The following is a 17,579-nucleotide window of genomic DNA, read 5'->3' as shown; positions in this document are numbered from 1 at the left end:
CCGCGGCGCCGGTCTCTCGCGGCGGTCCGGATGCTCGACATCGACCATCGGCCGAACTGGAAGGGATGGCGCTCGTGTCTGAACCGCTCGTCGCGATCGAACGCATCAACAAGTCGTTCGGCGAGGTGCACGTCCTGAAGGACATCTCCACGACCGTTCAGAGGGGCGAGGTCGTCGTCGTCATCGGGCCCTCGGGCTCGGGCAAGTCGACCTTCTGCCGCGCGATCAACCGCCTCGAGACGATCGACAGCGGTCAGATCCGCATCGACGGCACGCCGCTGCCGGAGGAGGGCACCGCGCTCGCCGCGCTCCGGGCCGACGTCGGCATGGTCTTCCAGTCGTTCAACCTCTTCGCCCACAAGACCGTTCTCGAGAACGTGACGCTCGCCCCGATGCGCGTGCGCGGCACCTCGAAGGCCGAGGCCGAGAAGCGCGCGATGGAGCTCCTCGACCGCGTGGGCGTCGCCAACCAGGCCCAGAAGATGCCCGCGCAGCTCTCCGGCGGCCAGCAGCAGCGCGTCGCGATCGCCCGCGCCCTCGCGATGGACCCGAAGCTCATGCTCCTCGACGAGCCGACGAGCGCGCTCGACCCCGAGATGATCAACGAGGTCCTCGACGTCATGGTCCAGCTCGCGAAGGACGGCATGACGATGATCGTCGTCACGCACGAGATGGGCTTCGCCCGTCGCGCGGCCGATCGCGTCCTGTTCATGGCCGACGGCCGCATTCTCGAGGATGCCCCGCCCGCGTCGTTCTTCGACGACCCGAAGACCGACCGCGCGAAGGACTTCCTCTCCAAGATCCTCAGTCACTGAGGTCTCGTTCCACCAGCCCATCCGAAATGCATCACTCGATCCGACACCAAGGGGTACAGCACATGCGCATCACACGGAAGAGCACGATCCTCAGCGCGGCGGGCGCCGCGCTGCTCCTCGGCCTCACGGCCTGCGGTCCGGCCGGCAGCGCCGGCCCCGGCGGCGTGGAGGAGCCCGAGGAGGGCGGCGAGGCGGCCACCGGCAACGGCCCCTACAGCCTCGAGATCGCCGAGAATCCGGAGTTCGAGGCGGGCACGACGATGGCCGAGCTCGCCGAGGCCGGCTCGATCACCATCGGCACGAAGTTCGACCAGCCGCTGTTCGGTCTCCAGGGCCCTGACGGCTCGCCCGTCGGTTTCGACGTGGCCATCGGCGCCCTCGTCGCCGCCGAGCTGGGCATCCCGTTCGAGGACATCGAGTGGATCGAGGCTCAGTCGTCCGTCCGCGAGTCGTTCCTCGAGTCCGACCAGGTCGACATGGTCGTCGCGACCTACACGATCAACGACGCCCGCAAGGAGCGCATCGACTTCGCGGGCCCGTACTTCATCGCCGGTCAGGACATCCTCGTCGCCGCGGGCAACCCCGAGGGCATCGAGGGCCCTGAGGACCTCGAGGGTCTCCCGGTCTGCTCGGCGGAGGGCTCGACGCCCGCCGCGACCATCTCCGAGCAGTACGGCGCCGAGCTGCTCGCCGCGGGCGGCTACAGCGACTGCCTCGACCCGCTGCGCAACGGCCAGGTCGTCGCGGTCACGACCGACAACGTGATCCTCTCGGGCTTCGTCGACCAGAACCCCGGCGAGTTCGAGCTGCTCGGCGAGACCTTCACCGAGGAGCCCTACGGCATCGGCGTTCCGCTCGGAGACGACGCCTTCCGCACCTTCATCAACGACGTCCTCGAGGAGGCCTTCGAGGACGGCACGTGGGCTCGACTGTTCGAGGAGACCGCCGGCACGGTCATCGACGTCCCCGAGCCGCCGATGGTCGACCGCTACTAACCGATCGCCGCAGAACCCGGGTGCGGGGCGGCCCCGGCCGCCCCGCACCATCCCCCCTCTCCCTGACCCCTGGAGGCTCGCGTGCAGTTCCTCATCGAGAGCGGCGACGTGCTGCTCGAGGGCTTCCTCGCTACGCTCCGCATGCTCGCGCTGACGGTGCTCTTCGCGCTGCCGCTCGGCGTCGTGCTCGCAGCGATGCGCATCTCGCCCGTCCCGAGCCTGCGCTGGGTCGCGACCGGATTCACCGAGCTGCTGCGGAACACGCCGCTCACGCTCGTGTTCTTCCTGCTCGTCTTCGTGATCCCGCGCCTGGGGCCGATCATCGACTTCCAGATCAGCGCGATCATCGCGCTGACGCTCTACACGGCGCCGTTCTACGCCGAGGCGATCCGCTCCGGCGTCAACTCGGTGCCGGTCGGCCAGGCCGAGGCCGCACGTTCCGTGGGTCTCACCTTCAGTCAGACCGCCGTCCACGTGATCATCCCGCAGGCGGTGCGCTCGGTGATCCCGCCGCTCATCAACGTCACGATCGCCCTCACGAAGAACACCTCCGTGGCCGGCGGGTTCTTCGTCTTCGAGCTCTTCGCCTCCAGCAAGCGGCTCGCCAACAGCTACGCGGACGAGACGATCGCGATCTTCCTCGCCATCGCCGCGTGCTATCTGCTCGTCACGATCCCGCTCGGACGCATCGCCGACCGGCTCGAGAAGAAGGTCGCGGTGATGCGATGACCTCCGTCCTCTACGACGTGCCGGGCCCCAGGGCCCGCCGCCGCTCGCTCATCGCGTCGATCCTCACGGGAGTCGGTCTGGCTGCCGGTCTCGCGTGGGTCATCGCGACCCTCGCCGGGGAGGGTCTCTTCGACTACGAGCGCTGGGACATCTTCCAGGACCCGCTGGTCTGGGAGGGCCTCCTCGTCCGCGGCCTCCTCACGACGCTGCAGGTGGCGGCCCTCGCGAGCGTGCTCGCCATCCTGGTCGGAAGCGTGTTCGCGGTGCTGCGGCTGTCGTCCCTCGCGCTCGTCCGCATCCCCGTGACGATCGTGCTCGAGTTCTTCCGCGGCATGCCCGTGCTGCTCATGATGTTCTTCATCCTGATCCTGTTCGCGACGAGCCAGTACTGGGCCGTCGTGCTCGGCCTCGCCCTCTACAACGGGGCGATCATCGGCGAGGCGCTCCGCTCGGGCATCGTCGCGCTGCCGAAGGGTCAGCGCGAGGCCGGTCTCGCGCTCGGGCTCACGCCGCTCAAGGCCCGACTGCTCATCGAGTTCCCGCAGGCGTTCCGCGCCATGGCGCCGATCGTCGTCGCGCAGCTCGTCGTGCTGCTGAAGGACAGCTCGCTCGGCTACATCGTCGGCCTCCAGGAGCTCGTGCGCGAGCAGCGGCTGCAGGCGGAGTTCTTCGGGTTCTCCCAGTACGGCTTCTCGTTCTTCGTCATCACGCTCGGGCTGTTCCTGACGGTGAACCTGACGCTGTCGTGGTTCGCCCGACGCCTGGCGGCGCGCACGCCCGGCGGACGGGCATCCCGCCGGGCCGCACGACGGGCCATCGGCGAGAGCGCCGACACCACGGTCATCCGCACGGCGGGCGACGGGCGCGCATAGGGTCGACGCGGCCCGCGGCTAGACTCTCGTCTCGTGCCTGACACCCCCCAGATCTCGGAGTCGGCGGTGGAATCGGCGGTCGAGGCGGCCCTCGCCGCGATCGCCGCCGCACCCGACACCGCCGCCCTCAAGGCCGCGCGCTCCGCCCACACGGGCGAGGCCTCGACGCTCGCTCAGCTCAACGCGAGCCTGCGCGACGTGCCGAACGACCAGAAGGCCGCGCTCGGCAAGCTCGTCGGCCAGGCGCGCGGCCGGGTGCAGCAGGCCGTCGCCGCGCGCGAGGCCGAGCTCGCCGTCGCGGAGGAGCAGGCGCGGCTCGACGCCGAGACGATCGATGTGACGGGCATCCCCGCTCGTCAGGCGCACGGTGCGCGGCACCCGCTCACGACGATGATGGAGCAGATGAGCGACATCTTCCTCGCCATGGGGTGGGAGGTCGCGGAGGGCCCCGAGCTCGAGAACGAGTGGTTCAACTTCGACGCCCTCAACTTCGACCCCGACCACCCCGCGCGCGCGATGCAGGACACCTTCTTCATCGACCCCGTCGAGCGGCACCTCGTGCTGCGCACCCACACGAGCCCCGTTCAGGTGCGCTCGCTGCTCGAGCGCGAGCTGCCCGTCTACGTCGTCGCGCCCGGTCGCGTCTTCCGCACCGACGAGCTCGACGCGACGCATACGCCCGTGTTCCACCAGATGGAGGGCATCGCGATCGACAAGGGCCTCACGATGGCCCACCTGCGGGGCACGCTCGAGCACATCGCGCGGTCGATGTTCGGCGAGGGCGCCCGCATCCGCCTGCGCCCCAGCTACTTCCCCTTCACCGAGCCGAGCGCCGAGCTCGACGTCTGGCACCCGACGTTCACGGGCGGCGCGCGCTGGATCGAGTGGGGCGGCTGCGGCATGGTCAACCCGAACGTTCTCCGCGCCGCGGGCATCGACCCCGACGTCTACCAGGGCTTCGCCTTCGGCATGGGGATCGAGCGCACGCTCATGTTCCGCAACGACGTGAGCGACATGCGCGACATGGTCGAGGGCGACGTCCGCTTCTCGCAGCAGTTCGGAATGGTGGTCTGATGCGCGTCCCGCTGTCCTGGCTCCGCGAGTGGGTCGAGGTGCCCGCCTCGGGCGACTCCGCGGCGGATGCCGATCACGTCCACGCCGCGCTCGTGAAGGTCGGCCTCGAGGAGGAGGGCGTCCACGGCGGCGCCCTCACGGGCCCGGTCGTCGTCGGCGAGGTGCTCGACTTCGTCGAGGAGCCCCAGTCGAACGGCAAGACCATCCGCTGGTGCCAGGTCCGCACGGGCACGACGACCGAGGGCGAGCCCGAGGTGCGCGGCATCGTGTGCGGCGCGCGGAACTTCCATGTCGGGGACCTCGTCGTCGTGTCGCTGCCCGGCGCCGTCCTTCCCGGCCCGTTCCCGATCTCGGCCCGCAAGACCTACGGCCACGTCTCCGACGGCATGATCGCCTCGGCGCGCGAGCTCGGCCTCGGCGACGAGCACGACGGCATCCTCCGCCTCGCCGAGCTCGGCGTCGCCGCCGAGCCCGGCACCGACGCGATCGCCCTCCTGGGGCTGGATGACGTGGCCGTCGAGGTCAACGTCACCCCCGACCGCGGGTACACGCTCTCCATCCGCGGCATCGCCCGCGAGTACTCCCACTCGACCGGCGCGTCCTTCCGCGACCCCGCGAAGGCGCTCGAAGTGGGAGAGGGGCTCGGCTTCTCCGTCGTCGTCGACGACCAGGCGCCCGTCCGCGGTCGCCGCGGGTGCGACGTGTTCGTCACGCGCGTCGTGCGCGGCATCGACGCGACCGCGCCGACGCCGCAGTCGATGGTCTCGCGCCTGCAGCTCGCGGGCATCCGCTCGATCTCGATCGCCGTCGACATCACCAACTACGTGATGCTCGAGCTCGGCCAACCGATCCACGCCTACGACCTGACGAAGCTCTCCGGGGGCATCACGGTGCGCCGCGCGCTTCCGGGCGAGACGCTCGTGACGCTCGACGACCAGACTCGCGCCCTCGACGCGGAGGACCTCCTCATCATCGACGAGTCGGGCCCCATCGGCATCGCGGGCGTCATGGGCGGCGCGAGCACCGAGGTGAGCGACGCGACGACCGACGTGCTCATCGAGGCCGCGAACTTCGACCCCGTGTCGATCGCGCGCTCGGCCCGCCGGCACAAGCTCCCGAGCGAGGCGTCGAAGCGCTTCGCGCGCGGCGTCGACCCGCTCGTCGCCGAGCCGGCCGCCCAGCGCGTCGCCGACCTGCTCGTCGAGCACGCGGGCGGCACGATCGACGAGCTCGGCTCGGCGTGGATCGAGGCCAAGCGCCCCGAGTCGATCGCGCTCGCCGAGGGCTTCGTCGACCGCCTCATCGGCGTCGACTACTCCCTCGACGAGGTCACCGACTCGCTCGGCGCGGTCGGCTGCAGGCTCAAGCCCGAGGGTGACGGCTGGCTCGTCGAGCCGCCCAGCTGGCGCCCCGACCTCGTCGACGCCCCCTCGCTCGCCGAGGAGGTCGCGCGCATCGTCGGCTACGACCGCATCCCCTCCGTGCTCCCCGTGGCCCCGCCCGGGCGCGGCCTCACGCGCTCGCAGCAGGTCCGCCGAGGCGTCGGCCGCGCCCTCGCCGCCGCGGGTCTCACCGAGGTGCTCGCCTACCCGTTCGTCCGCAGCGCCGACAACGCGCTCATGGGCGGCGCCGATGCCGCGCAGGTCCGCGTCGCGAACGCGCTCGACGCCGAGCAGGGCATGCTCCGCGTGAGCCTCGTCCCCGGCCTCGCCGCGATCGCGCACCGCAACCTCTCCCGCGGCCTCACCGATCTCGCGCTGTTCGAGCTCGGGCACGTCTTCCGGCCCGAGGCGGGTCGCACCTACGGCGTCGATTCGGTGCCGTTCGGCACGGCGCGGCCGAGCGACCAGGCGATCACCGAGCTCGAGCAGAGCATCCCGCATCAGCCCTGGAGCATCGCCGCGCTCTTCGTCGGCGACCGGCGCGCCCGCGGCATCGGCCAGTCGGCCGAGGAGGCGGGCATCGCCGAGGCCCTCGACGCCGCCCGCCTCATCGCGAGCGTGGCGGGCGCGAACCTCCGCGTCGAGAGCGGGTCGCACCCCGCGCTGCATCCGGGACGCACGGCCGCGCTCCTCGTCGGCGACGAGACCGTCGGGTTCGCCGGAGAGCTGCTGCCCCAGGTGGCGCTCGACCGCGACCTGCCGCGCCGCGTGGGCGTCCTCGAGCTCGACCTCGACCGTCTGATCGCGCTCGGCGCGGGCGAGGTCGCGGCCCGCGCGCTGTCGACCTTCCCCGCCGCGACGCAGGATCTTTCCCTCGTCGTCCCCGTCGAGGTGCCCGCGGGCGACGTGCGCGACGCCGTCGTCGAGGGGGCAGGCGCGCTCCTCGAGTACGCCGAGCTCATCGACGACTACCGCGGCGCGGGCCTTGCGCCCGGCACGAAGTCGATCACGCTCGCCCTGCGCTTCCGCGCGCCCGACCGCACCCTCACGGCGGCCGAGGCGACCGAGGCGAAGAGCGCCGGACTCGCGCGCGCGGCCGAGCTGTTCGGGGCGACGCTCCGCGGGTGAGGATGCGCGGCGGGCCGCGACGGGTCGTCGCCGACGGGCGGCCCGCGGTGGACCGCGCGGTCAGCGGCGCGCGCGGCGGGCTCCTAAGCTAGAGCAATGCCGTATTCCGTTGCGGTCGCCGGCGCGAGCGGGTACGCCGGCGGCGAAGTCCTGCGACTCCTCTCCGCGCACCCCGAGCTTCAGGTGCGCACCGCGACCGCGCACTCGCACGCCGGTCAGCGTCTCATCGACGTGCACCCGCACCTGCGATCGCTCGCCTCGCTCGACCTCGTCGAGACGACCGCGTCGACCCTCGCCGGCCACGACATCGTCGTGCTCGCGCTGCCGCACGGCGCCTCCGGGGCGCTGGCCGCCGAGCTGCCCGACGACGTGCTCGTGCTCGACCTCGGCGCCGACCACCGCCTCACGAGCGAGGCCGACTGGGATCGCTTCTACGGCGGCGAGTGGCACGGCGCCTGGGCGTACGGCCTCCCCGAGCTCGTGCACGCCGGAAGCGGCCGTCAGCGCGACGCCCTCGCGGGCGCGCGCCGCATCGCCGTGCCCGGCTGCAACGTGACCGCGGTCACGCTGGGTCTCGCCCCGGGCATCCGCGCCGGCGTCATCGAGCCGGGCGACCTGACGGCCGCGCTCGCCGTCGGGCCGAGCGGCGCCGGCCGGTCGCTCAAGACCGAGCTGCTCGCGAGCGAGCTGCTGGGCTCGGCCTCCCCGTACGCCGTCGGGGGAGTCCATCGGCACATCCCCGAGATCCTCCAGAACCTCGCCGTCGCCGGCGCCGAGACGCCGACGATCTCGTTCACGCCCGTGCTCGTGCCGATGAGCCGCGGCATCCTCGCGACCCTCACCGCCCGACTCGTGCCCGGGACGAGCGGCGCGGCCGTGCGCGACGCGTGGGTCGACGCCTACGCGAGCGAGCACTTCGTGCACGTGCTCCCCGAGGGGCGCTTCCCGAAGACGGCCGACGCGCTCGGCGCGAACACGGCGCTCATGGGCGTCGCGGTCGACGCCGACGCCTGCCGCGTGGTGGTCGTCGTCGCGATCGACAACCTCGTGAAGGGCACCGCGGGAGCGGCCGTCCAGTCGCTCAACATCGCCCTCGGACTCGACGAGACCCTCGGCCTCCCCCTCGACGGGGTGGCCCCGTGACCGTCACCGCGCCGGCCGGGTTCGAGGCCGCCGGCGTCGCGTGCGGCCTGAAGTCCAGCGGCAGTGCCGACCTCGCCCTCGTCGTCAACCGCGGACCGCTCCGCGCCGCCGCCGCCGTCTTCACGAGCAACCGCGCGAAGGCGAACCCCATCATCTGGTCGCAGCAGGTCATCGCCGACGGTGAGGTGAGCGCGATCGTGCTCAACTCCGGCGGCGCGAACTGCTTCACCGGCGCGGAGGGCTTCCAGACGACGCACGCGACCGCCGAGGCCGTCGCCGAGGCGCTGCAGGTGGGCGCAGGCGACGTGCTCGTGTGCTCGACCGGCCTCATCGGCGAGCAGCTCGACCGCGCGAAGCTCGCGGCGGGCGTCGCCTCGGCCGCCGCCGCGCTCTCCGCCGGGGGCGGAGCGGATGCGGCGCGCGCCATCATGACGACCGACTCCGTCCCGAAGATGGCGCACGTCACGGGCGACGGCTGGAGCATCGGCGGCATGGCGAAGGGCGCGGGGATGCTCGCTCCGGGCCTCGCGACGATGCTCGTGGTCATCACGACCGACGCCGTGCTCGACGCCCCCGTGCTCGACGCCGCCCTGCGCGAGGCGACGCGGATGAGCTTCGACCGCCTCGACTCCGACGGCTGCATGTCGACCAACGACCAGGTGACGCTCATGGCGAGCGGAGCATCCGGCATCGAGCCCGACCGCGCCTCCTTCCAGGGCGCGCTCACCGCGCTCTGCCTCGACCTCGCCGAGCAGCTGCAGGGCGACGCCGAGGGTGCGAGCCACGACATCCGCATCGAGGTCGTCGGCGCGGCGCACGAGGCCGACGCCGTCGAGGTCGGCCGCTCGGTCGCGCGCAACAACCTCTTCAAGGCCGCTGTGTTCGGCAACGACCCCAACTGGGGCCGCGTGCTCGCCGCGATCGGTACGACGAGCGCCGCCTTCGACCCCTACGACGTCGACGTCAGCATGAACGGCGTGCGCGTCTGCCACGCCGGCGGACCCGACCGGCCCCGCCATGAGGTCGACCTCACCGGCCGAGCGGTGCACCTGCTCATCGACCTGCGCGCGGGCGAGGCGACCGCGACGATCCTCACGAACGACCTCACGCACGACTACGTGCACGAGAACAGCGCCTACTCGAGCTGACAGGGCCGGCATGAGCGAACTGAGAACCCCCGACGAGGTCGCGAGCGAGCACGCGCGCGCCGCCGCGAAGGCCGAGACGCTCATCGAGTCGCTGCCGTGGCTGCAGACCTTCCGCGACGCGATCGTCGTCGTGAAGTTCGGCGGCAACGCCATGGTGAGCGACGAGCTGCAGCGCGCCTTCGCCGAGGACATGGTCTACCTGCGCACGGTGGGCCTCCGCCCCGTCGTCGTCCATGGCGGCGGCCCGCAGATCTCGGCCATGCTCGAGCGGTTCGGCATCGAGAGCGAGTTCCGCGGCGGCTACCGCGTCACGAGCCCGGAGGCGATGGACGTCGTGCGCATGGTCCTCACCGGCCAGATCAGCCGCTCGCTCGTGAGCCTCATCAACCAGCACGGCCCGCTCGCGGCCGCGGTCTCCGGCGAGGATGCGGGCCTGTTCCGCGGCAAGCGGCNCCCCGCCGCTGTGCTCGCGCTCATCGACGCGGGGCGCATCCCCGTCGTCTCGTCGATCGCGCCCGACCTCGACGCCCCGGGGCAGTCGCTCAACGTCAATGCCGACTCGGCGGCGGCGGCGCTCGCGGCGGCGCTCGGCGCGCAGAAGCTCGTGATCCTGACCGACGTGGCCGGCCTCTACCGCGACTGGCCCGACCGCGACTCGCTCGTGTCGTCGATCGGCACCGACGAGCTGCGCGCGCTGCTGCCCCGGCTCGAGTCGGGCATGATCCCGAAGATGACGGCGTGCCTCGACGCCGTCGACGCGGGAGTCCCGAAGGCCGCGATCATCGACGGCCGCGTGCCGCACTCGATCCTGCTCGAGATCTTCACGCGCTCGGGCATCGGCACCGAGGTGGTCGCCTCGTGAGCGCCCCATCCTCGCCGGCGCTCCCCGCCGGCTTCGCCGCGGGTCCGCAGACGGATGCCCTCCGCGCGCGATTCGCGCACGTCGCGATGCGCTCCGCCCCGGCCCCGATGGCCGTCCTGAGCCACGGCGCGGGCGCGAGCGTGTGGGATGTCGACGGGCGCGAGTACCTCGACTTCCTCGCCGGCATCGCCGTCAACGCGCTCGGCCACGCGCACCCCGCGCTCGTCGCGGCCGTCAGTGAGCAGGCCGCGCGCCTCGTGCACGTGAGCAACTACTTCACCACCGAGCAGGCCGTCGGCTTCGCCGAGCGGCTCGTGCGCCTCACCGGCGCGGGGGAGTCGGGGCGCGTGTACCCGGCGAACTCCGGCGCCGAGGCGATCGAGGCCGCGGTGAAGCTCGCCCGCCGCACCGGCCGGCCGCGCATCCTCGCCTTCGAGCAGGCCTTCCACGGCCGCACGATGGGCTCGCTCGCCCTCACCGGCAAGCCCGCGCTGCGCGCGCCCTTCGAGCCGATGCTCCCGGGCGTCGAGCACCTGCCCACCGATCTCGACGCGCTCGAGGCGGCCATGGACGGCGACGTCGCGGCGCTCGTGCTCGAGCCCATCAAGGGCGAGGCGGGCGTCGTACCGCTGCCCGACGGCTTCCTCACCGCGGCGCGCGAGCTGACCCGCCGCCACGGCGCGCTGCTCATCGTCGACGAGATCCAGACCGGTGCGGGCCGCACGGGCGACTGGTTCGCCTTCCAGCACGAGGGCGTCGTGCCCGACGCGATCGCGCTCGCGAAGGGCATCGGCGGCGGCATGCCGATCGGCGCGCTCGTGACGATCGGCGAGGCGAGCGAGCTCTTCACGCTCGGCCAGCACGGGTCGACCTTCGGGGGCAATCCGCTCGCCACCGGGGTCGCCAGTGCCGTTCTCGACGAGATCGAGCGGTCGGATCTCGTGAGCAACGCGGCCCGACGCGGCGAGCAGCTGCGGGCGGGCATCCTCGCTCTCGCATCGCCTCTCGTGACCGAGGTGCGCGGGCGCGGGCTCCTGCTGGGCGTGGGTCTCGACCGGCCCATCGCGGGTGCGGTCGTCGCCGCCGCCCTCGACCGCGGGCTCATCGTCAACGCCGCGAACGACACGAGCATCCGCCTCGCGCCGCCGCTCATCATCGGCGACGGCGAGATCGAACGCTTCCTGACCATCTTCTCCGCGAGCCTGGAGGCTGCAGCGTGACCACCACCGCACCGAGCACCGTCCGCCACTTCCTGCGCGACGACGACCTCAGCCCCGCCGAGCAGGCCGAGATCCTCGATCTCGCCGACCGGCTCAAGGCCGACCGCTTCGCCGAGCGCCCCCTCGCGGGCCCCGAGACCGTCGCGGTGTACTTCGATAAGACCTCCACGCGCACGCGCGTGAGCTTCACGGTCGGCATCGCCGACCTCGGCGGGCAGCCGCTCGTCATCCAGTCCGGCGAGAGCCAGCTCGGCGCGAAGGAGTCGATCGCTGACACCGCGCGCGTGCTCGAGCGCATGGTCGCCGCGATCGTCTGGCGCACCTTCGCGCACGCCGGCCTGGAGGAGATGGCAGCGAACGCGAGCGTGCCGGTCGTCAACGCTCTCAGCGACGACTTCCACCCCTGCCAGCTGCTCGCCGACCTGCAGACGATCCGCGAGCACCGCGGCGCGCTCGCGGGCCTCACGGTCGCCTTCCTGGGTGACGGCGCGAGCAACATGGCGCACTCGTACCTGCTCGCGTGCGCGACCGCGGGCATGCACGTGCGCATCGCCGCACCCGCCGAGGCGTCGCCCGAGGCGCGCATCGTCGCCGATGCCGAACGCCGTGCGGCGGAGACGGGCGGCTCCGTCCTCGTCACGACCGACGCCGATGCGGCCGCCGCGGGCGCCGACGTCGTCGTGACCGACACCTGGGTGTCGATGGGCAAGGAGGACGAGAAGGAGGCCCGGGTCGCCCTCTTCGACGCCTATCGCGTGGATGCGCGGCTCATGGCCCTCGCCGACGACGACGCCCTCTTCCTCCACTGCCTGCCGGCCTACCGCGGGTACGAGGTGACGGCCGACGTGCTCGACGGCCCGCAGTCCGTCATCTGGGACGAGGCGGAGAACCGCCTGCACGCGCAGAAGGCGCTGCTGGTGTGGTTGCTGAGGCAGGCGCGAGGCGGCGCGGCGACCCAGTCGGGGGTCGCCCGATGAGCGGCGCGACGAACGAGGGCTCGCTCTGGGGCGGCCGCTTCGCCGACGGGCCGAGCCCCGAGCTCGTGCGCCTCAGCCGCTCGACCCACTTCGACTGGCAGCTCGCCCCCTACGACCTCGCCGGCAGCCGCGCGCACGCGAGCGCCCTCGCGGCGGCCGGCTACCTCGACGCCGACGAGCTGCGACGGATGCGCGACGCCCTCGACGCGCTCGAGTCACGCTGGCGAGACGGCAGCCTGCAGCCCCGCCCGGAGGACGAGGACGTGCACGGAGCCCTCGAGACCGCGCTCCTCGCCGAGGTCGGCCCCGAGCTCGGCGGGAAGCTGCGCGCCGGCCGCAGCCGCAACGACCAGATCGCCACGCTCATCCGGATGTACCTGCGCGACCACGGCCGCGCGATCGCGACGGAGGTGCGGCGCCTCATCGAGGCGCTCGCGCTGCAGGCCGACGCGCATCCCGATGCCGTCATGCCCGGCCGCACCCACCTGCAGCACGCGCAGCCGGTGCTGCTCGCGCACCACCTCCTCGCCCACGTCTGGCCGCTCGTGCGCGACCTCGAGCGCCTGCGCGACTGGGGGGCCCGCGCCGACCGCTCGCCGTACGGCTCCGGCGCGCTCGCAGGCTCGAGCCTCGGGCTCGACCCCGCCATCGTGGCCGCCGAGCTCGGCTTCGCCGGCCCCACCGAGAACTCGATCGACGCGACCGCGAGCCGCGACCTCGTCGCCGAGTTCGCCTACATCGCCGCGCAGATCGGCATCGACCTCTCGCGCCTGGCGGAGGAGATCATCTTCTGGAACACCCGCGAGGTCGCCTTCGTCACGCTGCATGACGGCTACTCGACGGGGTCGTCGATCATGCCGCAGAAGAAGAACCCCGACATAGCCGAGCTCGCGCGCGGCAAGGCGGGCCGGCTCATCGGAGACCTCACGGGGCTGCTCACGACTCTCAAGGGCCTGCCGCTCGCGTACAACCGCGACCTGCAGGAGGACAAGGAGCCGGTCTTCGACGCCGTCGAGACGCTCGAGGTGCTGCTGCCGGCATTCACGGGCATGGTCGCCACCCTGCGCTTCGACACCGCGCGCATGGCCGAGCTCGCTCCGCAGGGGTTCTCGCTCGCGACCGACGTCGCCGACTGGCTCGTGCGGCAGGGTGTGCCGTTCCGCGAGGCGCACGAGATCTCGGGCGCGCTCGTGGCGCACTGCGAGCGCGCGGGCCTCGAGCTCCACGAGCCGAGCGACGCCGACTACGCCGCGATCGATCCGCGCCTGACCGGCGAGGTGCGCGCGGTGCTCACCGTCGAGGGCTCGATCGCCTCCCGATCGGGAGCGGGCGGCACGGCCGCGGTCGCGGTCGCCGCGCAGCGCGCCCACCTCGGCGAGCGGCTCGCCGCGCTCTGATCGCCATGGTCGACGACGCTGGCGCGCCGCCCCCGGAGGGCATGACGCCGGAGGGAATGACGCCGGATCCGGCGACGGCGGCGCTCCTCGCCGGCGACCCGCTCGAGGTCGCCCCGCGCCTGCTCGGCTCCCTCCTGCACGGGCGCGGCGTGACAGTTCGGCTCACCGAGGTCGAGGCCTACCGCGGCGCGGACGACCCCGGCTCGCACGCCTTCCGGGGCGAGACGCCGCGCACGCGCCCGATGTTCCTCGGCGCCGGGCACGTGTACGCGTACTTCACCTACGGCATGCACACGTGCGTCAACCTCGTCTCGGGCGAGCCGGGCGTCGCCTCGGGCCTGCTCATCCGGGCGGGCGAGGTGGTCGAGGGCGCCGAGCTCGCGCTCGCCCGCCGGAGCGCGGACCGCCAGGGCCGCGTCATCCCGCATCGCGACCTCGCCCGGGGGCCTGCTCGGCTGGCGCGGGCGCTCGGCGTGGTCCTCGCCGATTCCGGGTCGCCGCTGCTGCCGCTCGATCGGCCCGACCTCGACGGTCTGCGGCTCGAGCCACGCGCTCCGCTGCCGGCCTCGCGCATCGCCTCCGGTCCGCGGGTGGGCGTCGCCGGTCCGGGCGGGGATGCCGCGGCGCACCCCTGGCGGTTCTGGATCGCCGACGACCCGACGGTCTCCGTCTACCGCCCCGCGGTCGCCCGTCGGCGCCGACCGCCCGGCTGATCGCCCGGCCGACCGCCCGGCCGACCGCCGTACCCCTCGCGACGGGGTGCGCTGCGTGGGGCGGTCAGGCGAGCACGATCAGGCCGGCGCAGGCGCCCGCCCACAGCAGGCTCACGAGCGTGCCGATGATGAAGCGCTCGGTCGCGGCGCCGGCGTCGAGGTCGCGGAAGCGCCCGAGACCCTTGATGGCGATGAGGGCGGCGAGCAGCTCCCATCGGCCGATGAGCACCGCGGCGACGATGATGGTGCGCTCGAGGAAGCCGATCGTCGTGCCGCCGCGCAGGACCTCGCGACCGACGCCGTCGCCGACGAGGATTCCGCCGTGCGCCCCCTCGGGGGCCGCGCTGCCGCGGGAGGCCGCGGCGAGGACGAGCGTCGCGACCGGTCCGCCTCCGGCGACGCCGAGGGCCGCCATGCCGAGCTGGGCGAGGAGCGCCGAGCCCGACGGCAGCGCATCGCTCGCGCCCGTGGCGACGGCGAGCCCGCCGACGAGCACGACGCCCACGCCGACGATGACGAGCCGCGGCTGCGCCTCGGTCGTCGCGAGCACGGCGAGCACGACGGCGAGCCAGACGATCCCGACGAGCCCCGACCAGGCGAGCGCGAGGGAGAGCTCGACGGGATCGATGATCATGCGGCGGAGTCCTCCGAGGTCGGGCCGATCGCGCTCTGGGAGCGGTCGGCGTCGGCGAGCAGGCGGCTGAGGGAGGCGCGGGCCTCCGCGTCGAGCTTCAGCCCGGCGGCGCGAGCGCGCTTGCTCGCGGCCTGGGGGGTGATGCCGATGCGCTCGGCGGCGTCGGCCTGCGTGTCGCCGCCCTCGAGCAGGTCGTGCATCTCCCAGCCCTGCTCGCTCCATCGTGCCCGCTGGGTGAGCAGCAGGTCGACGAGCGCCCCCAGGTCGGCGACGCGGTCCTCGTCGCCCGACGAGCCGCGCACCGCGCAGTGCGTCGGCCGCTTGTCGGCGGCCTCGACGGCCGCGCGCGCCGCGAGGAACGCGGGGCCGCGGGCCTCCCGGACGCTCTCGGGCAGGGGAGTGCGCACCGACCCGAGGCCGATGCCGACGCGCCAGTGCTCGTCGCGCAGCAGGCGCAGGGCGATCTCGAGCGCGGCCTCGGCGCTCGCGGTCAGCAGCTGCAGCTCGTCGCCGGCGGTCCGCTCGGGCGGCAGCGCGAGGTCGTCTCCGTGCTCGTGCTCGATCTCGGAGATGGCGCCGGCGACGCGGTCGTCGTCGTGGCGGCTGTCGATCTGGTCGGCGATGATGACGAACACGGGATGCTCCTCTCGCGAATTCGGCTCGCATCAAGTCTACGAGGCTGATCACCTCGCAAGCAACCATGCAGGGTTGATAACCGTGCACGCAACCGTTCAGGGTGGACAGATGCGCGAGCCCGCGCTGCCCCCTGCGACGGAGTCGCCGCGCGCCCGTTGGTACGCTGGCGCGGTGCCCGCCGCATCCGTGACCCTGACCGAGCCGCGCAACGACGACTCCTTCGAGACCCTGTGGGACGAGATCGTCTGGCGCGGCCTCGTCCACGTCTCGACCGACGAGACCGCGCTCACGGCGCTGCTCGACGGCCCGCCGATCACCTACTACTGCGGCTTCGACCCGACCGCGCCGAGCCTGCACCTGGGCAATCTCGTGCAGCTGCTGCTCATGCGCCGCCTGCAGCTCGCCGGCCATCGCCCGCTCGGTCTCGTCGGCGGGTCGACCGGCCTCATCGGCGACCCGAAGCCGACGGCCGAGCGCACGCTCAACGACGAGGCCGTCGTCGCCGAGTGGGTCGGCTATCTGCAGGCTCAGGTCTCCCGCTTCCTGTCCTTCGAGGGCGACAACGCGGCGCGCCTGGTCAACAATCTCGACTGGACGGCGCCGATGAGCGCGATCGAGTTCCTCCGCGACATCGGCAAGCACTACCGCGTGGGCACGATGCTCAAGAAGGACGCGGTGAGCGCGCGCCTGCACAGCGACGAGGGCATCAGCTACACCGAGTTCAGCTACCAGATCCTGCAGGGCCTCGACTTCCGGCGCCTGCACCTCGACTACGGCTGCGTGCTGCAGACGGGCGGCAGCGACCAGTGGGGCAACCTCACGAGCGGAGTCGACCTCGTGCGCCGTGCGGAGGGCAGGGTCGTCCATGCGATCGGCACCCCTCTCGTCACGAACGCCGACGGCCGCAAGTTCGGCAAGAGCGAGGGCAACGCGGTGTGGCTCGACCCCGAGCTCACGAGCCCCTACGCGATGTACCAGTTCTGGCTCAACACCGACGACGCGGACGTGATCGATCGGCTCAAGGTCTTCACGTTCCTCTCGCGCGCCGAGATCGAGGAGTACGCCCGCACGGTCGAGAACGAGCCCTTCCGCCGCGAGGCGCAGCGGCGTCTCGCGCTCGAGGTGACCGGTCTCGTCCACGGTGCCGACGCGGTGGCGATGGCGATGGATGCCACGGCCGCCCTGTTCGGAGGAGGCGACCTCCACGCGCTCGACGCCCCCACCCTGGCCGCGGCGGTGCACGAGCTCCCGTACGCGGAGCTCGACCCCGCGCAGACCGTGGCGCAGGCGCTCGTCGCCACGGGGCTGAGCGCGAGCCTCAGCGACGCTCGCCGCGCGATCGCCCAGGGCGGCGTGACGGTCAACAACGAGAGGGTCGCCTCCGACGAGGAGACCCTGGAGGGCCGTGCCCTCGCCGGGGGAGTGGCGGTCCTGCGCCGCGGGAAGAAGACCCTCGCCGGCGTCCGCATCGCGGGCGCCTGAGGCCTCCCGCGACGCGACACGCCCGGGATGCCCCGCTGATTGGCCCGGACGACCCGCGCCGCGTACATTTCTAACTCGTCGCCCCAAAGGCGCAGGAGAGCCGAAGAGCCTCCCGCCTCACGCGGAGACCACATCCCCGCCTGATCGTCACGACTTGTCGTGAGCCGGTCGGAGGCGTAGGATGGCGAATCCAGCCCAGGCAGGGTCCGAGTTCGTCGCCCGCGGTTCACCGCGGTAGCCGACTTGCGTCGAGACGCCGGGCCGGATAAGTTAGGACAGTTGCCCTGAAACAAGCGCCGAGAGGCGTGCGGTCAGGTGCGCCCGATCCTTGAGAACTCAACAGCGTGCACTAAGTCAATGCCAAATTATCCT

The 17,579-nt window shown here is 72.6% G+C and carries 15 protein-coding genes and 2 pseudogenes; 15 read left to right on the top strand and 2 right to left on the bottom strand.

Annotated features, from left to right (window positions below):
• Positions 1–65 precede the first annotated feature (65 nt).
• The 14 genes and pseudogenes from ASG83_RS00080 to ASG83_RS00020 all read left to right on the top strand — a co-directional run bounded on the left by ASG83_RS00080 (position 66) and on the right by ASG83_RS00020 (position 14,455).
• A complete protein-coding gene (locus ASG83_RS00080) occupies positions 66–815 on the top strand; it encodes an amino acid ABC transporter ATP-binding protein (RefSeq protein WP_055855593.1) in 750 nt (249 codons plus the stop codon).
• Between the two features lie 62 nt (positions 816–877).
• Positions 878–1,810, top strand: coding sequence for a glutamate ABC transporter substrate-binding protein (locus tag ASG83_RS00075; RefSeq protein WP_055855589.1), 933 nt, complete (start codon positions 878–880; stop codon positions 1,808–1,810).
• An 81-nt stretch (positions 1,811–1,891) separates the two neighbouring features.
• Complete coding sequence (locus ASG83_RS00070) at positions 1,892–2,539, top strand: amino acid ABC transporter permease (protein ID WP_082598952.1); 648 nt, start codon at positions 1,892–1,894, stop codon at positions 2,537–2,539.
• Positions 2,536–3,411, top strand: coding sequence for an amino acid ABC transporter permease (locus ASG83_RS00065; protein WP_082514921.1), 876 nt, complete (start codon positions 2,536–2,538; stop codon positions 3,409–3,411). The genes ASG83_RS00070 and ASG83_RS00065 overlap by 4 nt, the downstream gene beginning before the upstream one ends.
• 33 nt (positions 3,412–3,444) lie before the next feature.
• Positions 3,445–4,485, top strand: coding sequence for a phenylalanine--tRNA ligase subunit alpha (gene pheS, locus ASG83_RS00060; protein WP_055855586.1), 1,041 nt, complete (start codon positions 3,445–3,447; stop codon positions 4,483–4,485).
• On the top strand, positions 4,485–6,995 hold the full coding sequence (gene pheT / locus ASG83_RS00055; protein ID WP_055855580.1) for a phenylalanine--tRNA ligase subunit beta: 2,511 nt from the start codon (positions 4,485–4,487) through the stop codon (positions 6,993–6,995). Before pheS ends, pheT begins: the two co-directional genes overlap by 1 nt.
• Before the next feature lie 96 nt (positions 6,996–7,091).
• On the top strand, positions 7,092–8,138 hold the full coding sequence (argC, locus tag ASG83_RS00050; RefSeq protein ID WP_055855576.1) for an N-acetyl-gamma-glutamyl-phosphate reductase: 1,047 nt from the start codon (positions 7,092–7,094) through the stop codon (positions 8,136–8,138).
• Positions 8,135–9,286, top strand: a complete 1,152-nt coding sequence (argJ, locus tag ASG83_RS00045; RefSeq protein ID WP_055855573.1) for a bifunctional glutamate N-acetyltransferase/amino-acid acetyltransferase ArgJ — start codon at positions 8,135–8,137, stop codon at positions 9,284–9,286. Before argC ends, argJ begins: the two co-directional genes overlap by 4 nt.
• A 10-nt stretch (positions 9,287–9,296) precedes the next feature.
• Positions 9,297–9,738: pseudogene (gene argB / locus ASG83_RS12950) on the top strand (acetylglutamate kinase); the annotation flags it as partial.
• A 1-nt stretch (position 9,739) separates the two neighbouring features.
• A pseudogene (locus tag ASG83_RS12945) lies at positions 9,740–10,148 on the top strand (acetylglutamate kinase); the annotation flags it as partial.
• The gene (locus ASG83_RS00035; RefSeq protein WP_255358240.1) at positions 10,145–11,368 is read left to right on the top strand and encodes an acetylornithine transaminase; all 1,224 of its coding nucleotides are present in this window, start codon (positions 10,145–10,147) and stop codon (positions 11,366–11,368) included. The pseudogene ASG83_RS12945 and the gene ASG83_RS00035, both read left to right, overlap by 4 nt.
• Complete coding sequence (argF, locus tag ASG83_RS00030; RefSeq protein ID WP_055855567.1) at positions 11,365–12,345, top strand: ornithine carbamoyltransferase; 981 nt, start codon at positions 11,365–11,367, stop codon at positions 12,343–12,345. Before ASG83_RS00035 ends, argF begins: the two co-directional genes overlap by 4 nt.
• Complete coding sequence (gene argH, locus ASG83_RS00025; protein ID WP_055855563.1) at positions 12,342–13,742, top strand: argininosuccinate lyase; 1,401 nt, start codon at positions 12,342–12,344, stop codon at positions 13,740–13,742. The genes argF and argH overlap by 4 nt, the downstream gene beginning before the upstream one ends.
• Positions 13,743–13,798: 56 nt before the next feature.
• A complete protein-coding gene (locus ASG83_RS00020; RefSeq protein WP_055858901.1) occupies positions 13,799–14,455 on the top strand; it encodes a DNA-3-methyladenine glycosylase in 657 nt (218 codons plus the stop codon).
• A 64-nt stretch (positions 14,456–14,519) separates the two neighbouring features.
• Here ASG83_RS00020 and ASG83_RS12940 read toward each other — a convergent pair whose 3' ends face one another.
• Both ASG83_RS12940 and ASG83_RS00010 read right to left on the bottom strand, forming a co-directional pair.
• Entirely contained in the window at positions 14,520–15,089 is a 570-nt protein-coding gene (locus ASG83_RS12940; RefSeq protein ID WP_055855560.1) for a hypothetical protein, read from the bottom strand.
• Entirely contained in the window at positions 15,086–15,724 is a 639-nt protein-coding gene (locus tag ASG83_RS00010) for a SatD family protein (RefSeq protein WP_055855556.1), read from the bottom strand. The genes ASG83_RS12940 and ASG83_RS00010 overlap by 4 nt, the downstream gene beginning before the upstream one ends.
• 172 nt (positions 15,725–15,896) lie before the next feature.
• Between ASG83_RS00010 and tyrS the strand changes: the two genes are divergently transcribed.
• Positions 15,897–17,207 carry a tyrosine--tRNA ligase gene (tyrS, locus tag ASG83_RS00005; protein WP_369813362.1) on the top strand — a complete coding sequence of 437 codons (1,311 nt, stop codon included), beginning with the start codon at positions 15,897–15,899 and terminating at the stop codon, positions 17,205–17,207.
• The last annotated feature ends 372 nt before the right edge of the window (positions 17,208–17,579 follow it).

The organism is Yonghaparkia sp. Soil809 (assembly GCF_001429705.1).
In the GTDB taxonomy this organism is placed as follows: domain Bacteria; phylum Actinomycetota; class Actinomycetes; order Actinomycetales; family Microbacteriaceae; genus Microcella.
The sequence above is the reverse complement of the archived record's forward strand: the minus strand, read 5'-3'. Positions and strand labels throughout refer to the sequence as shown.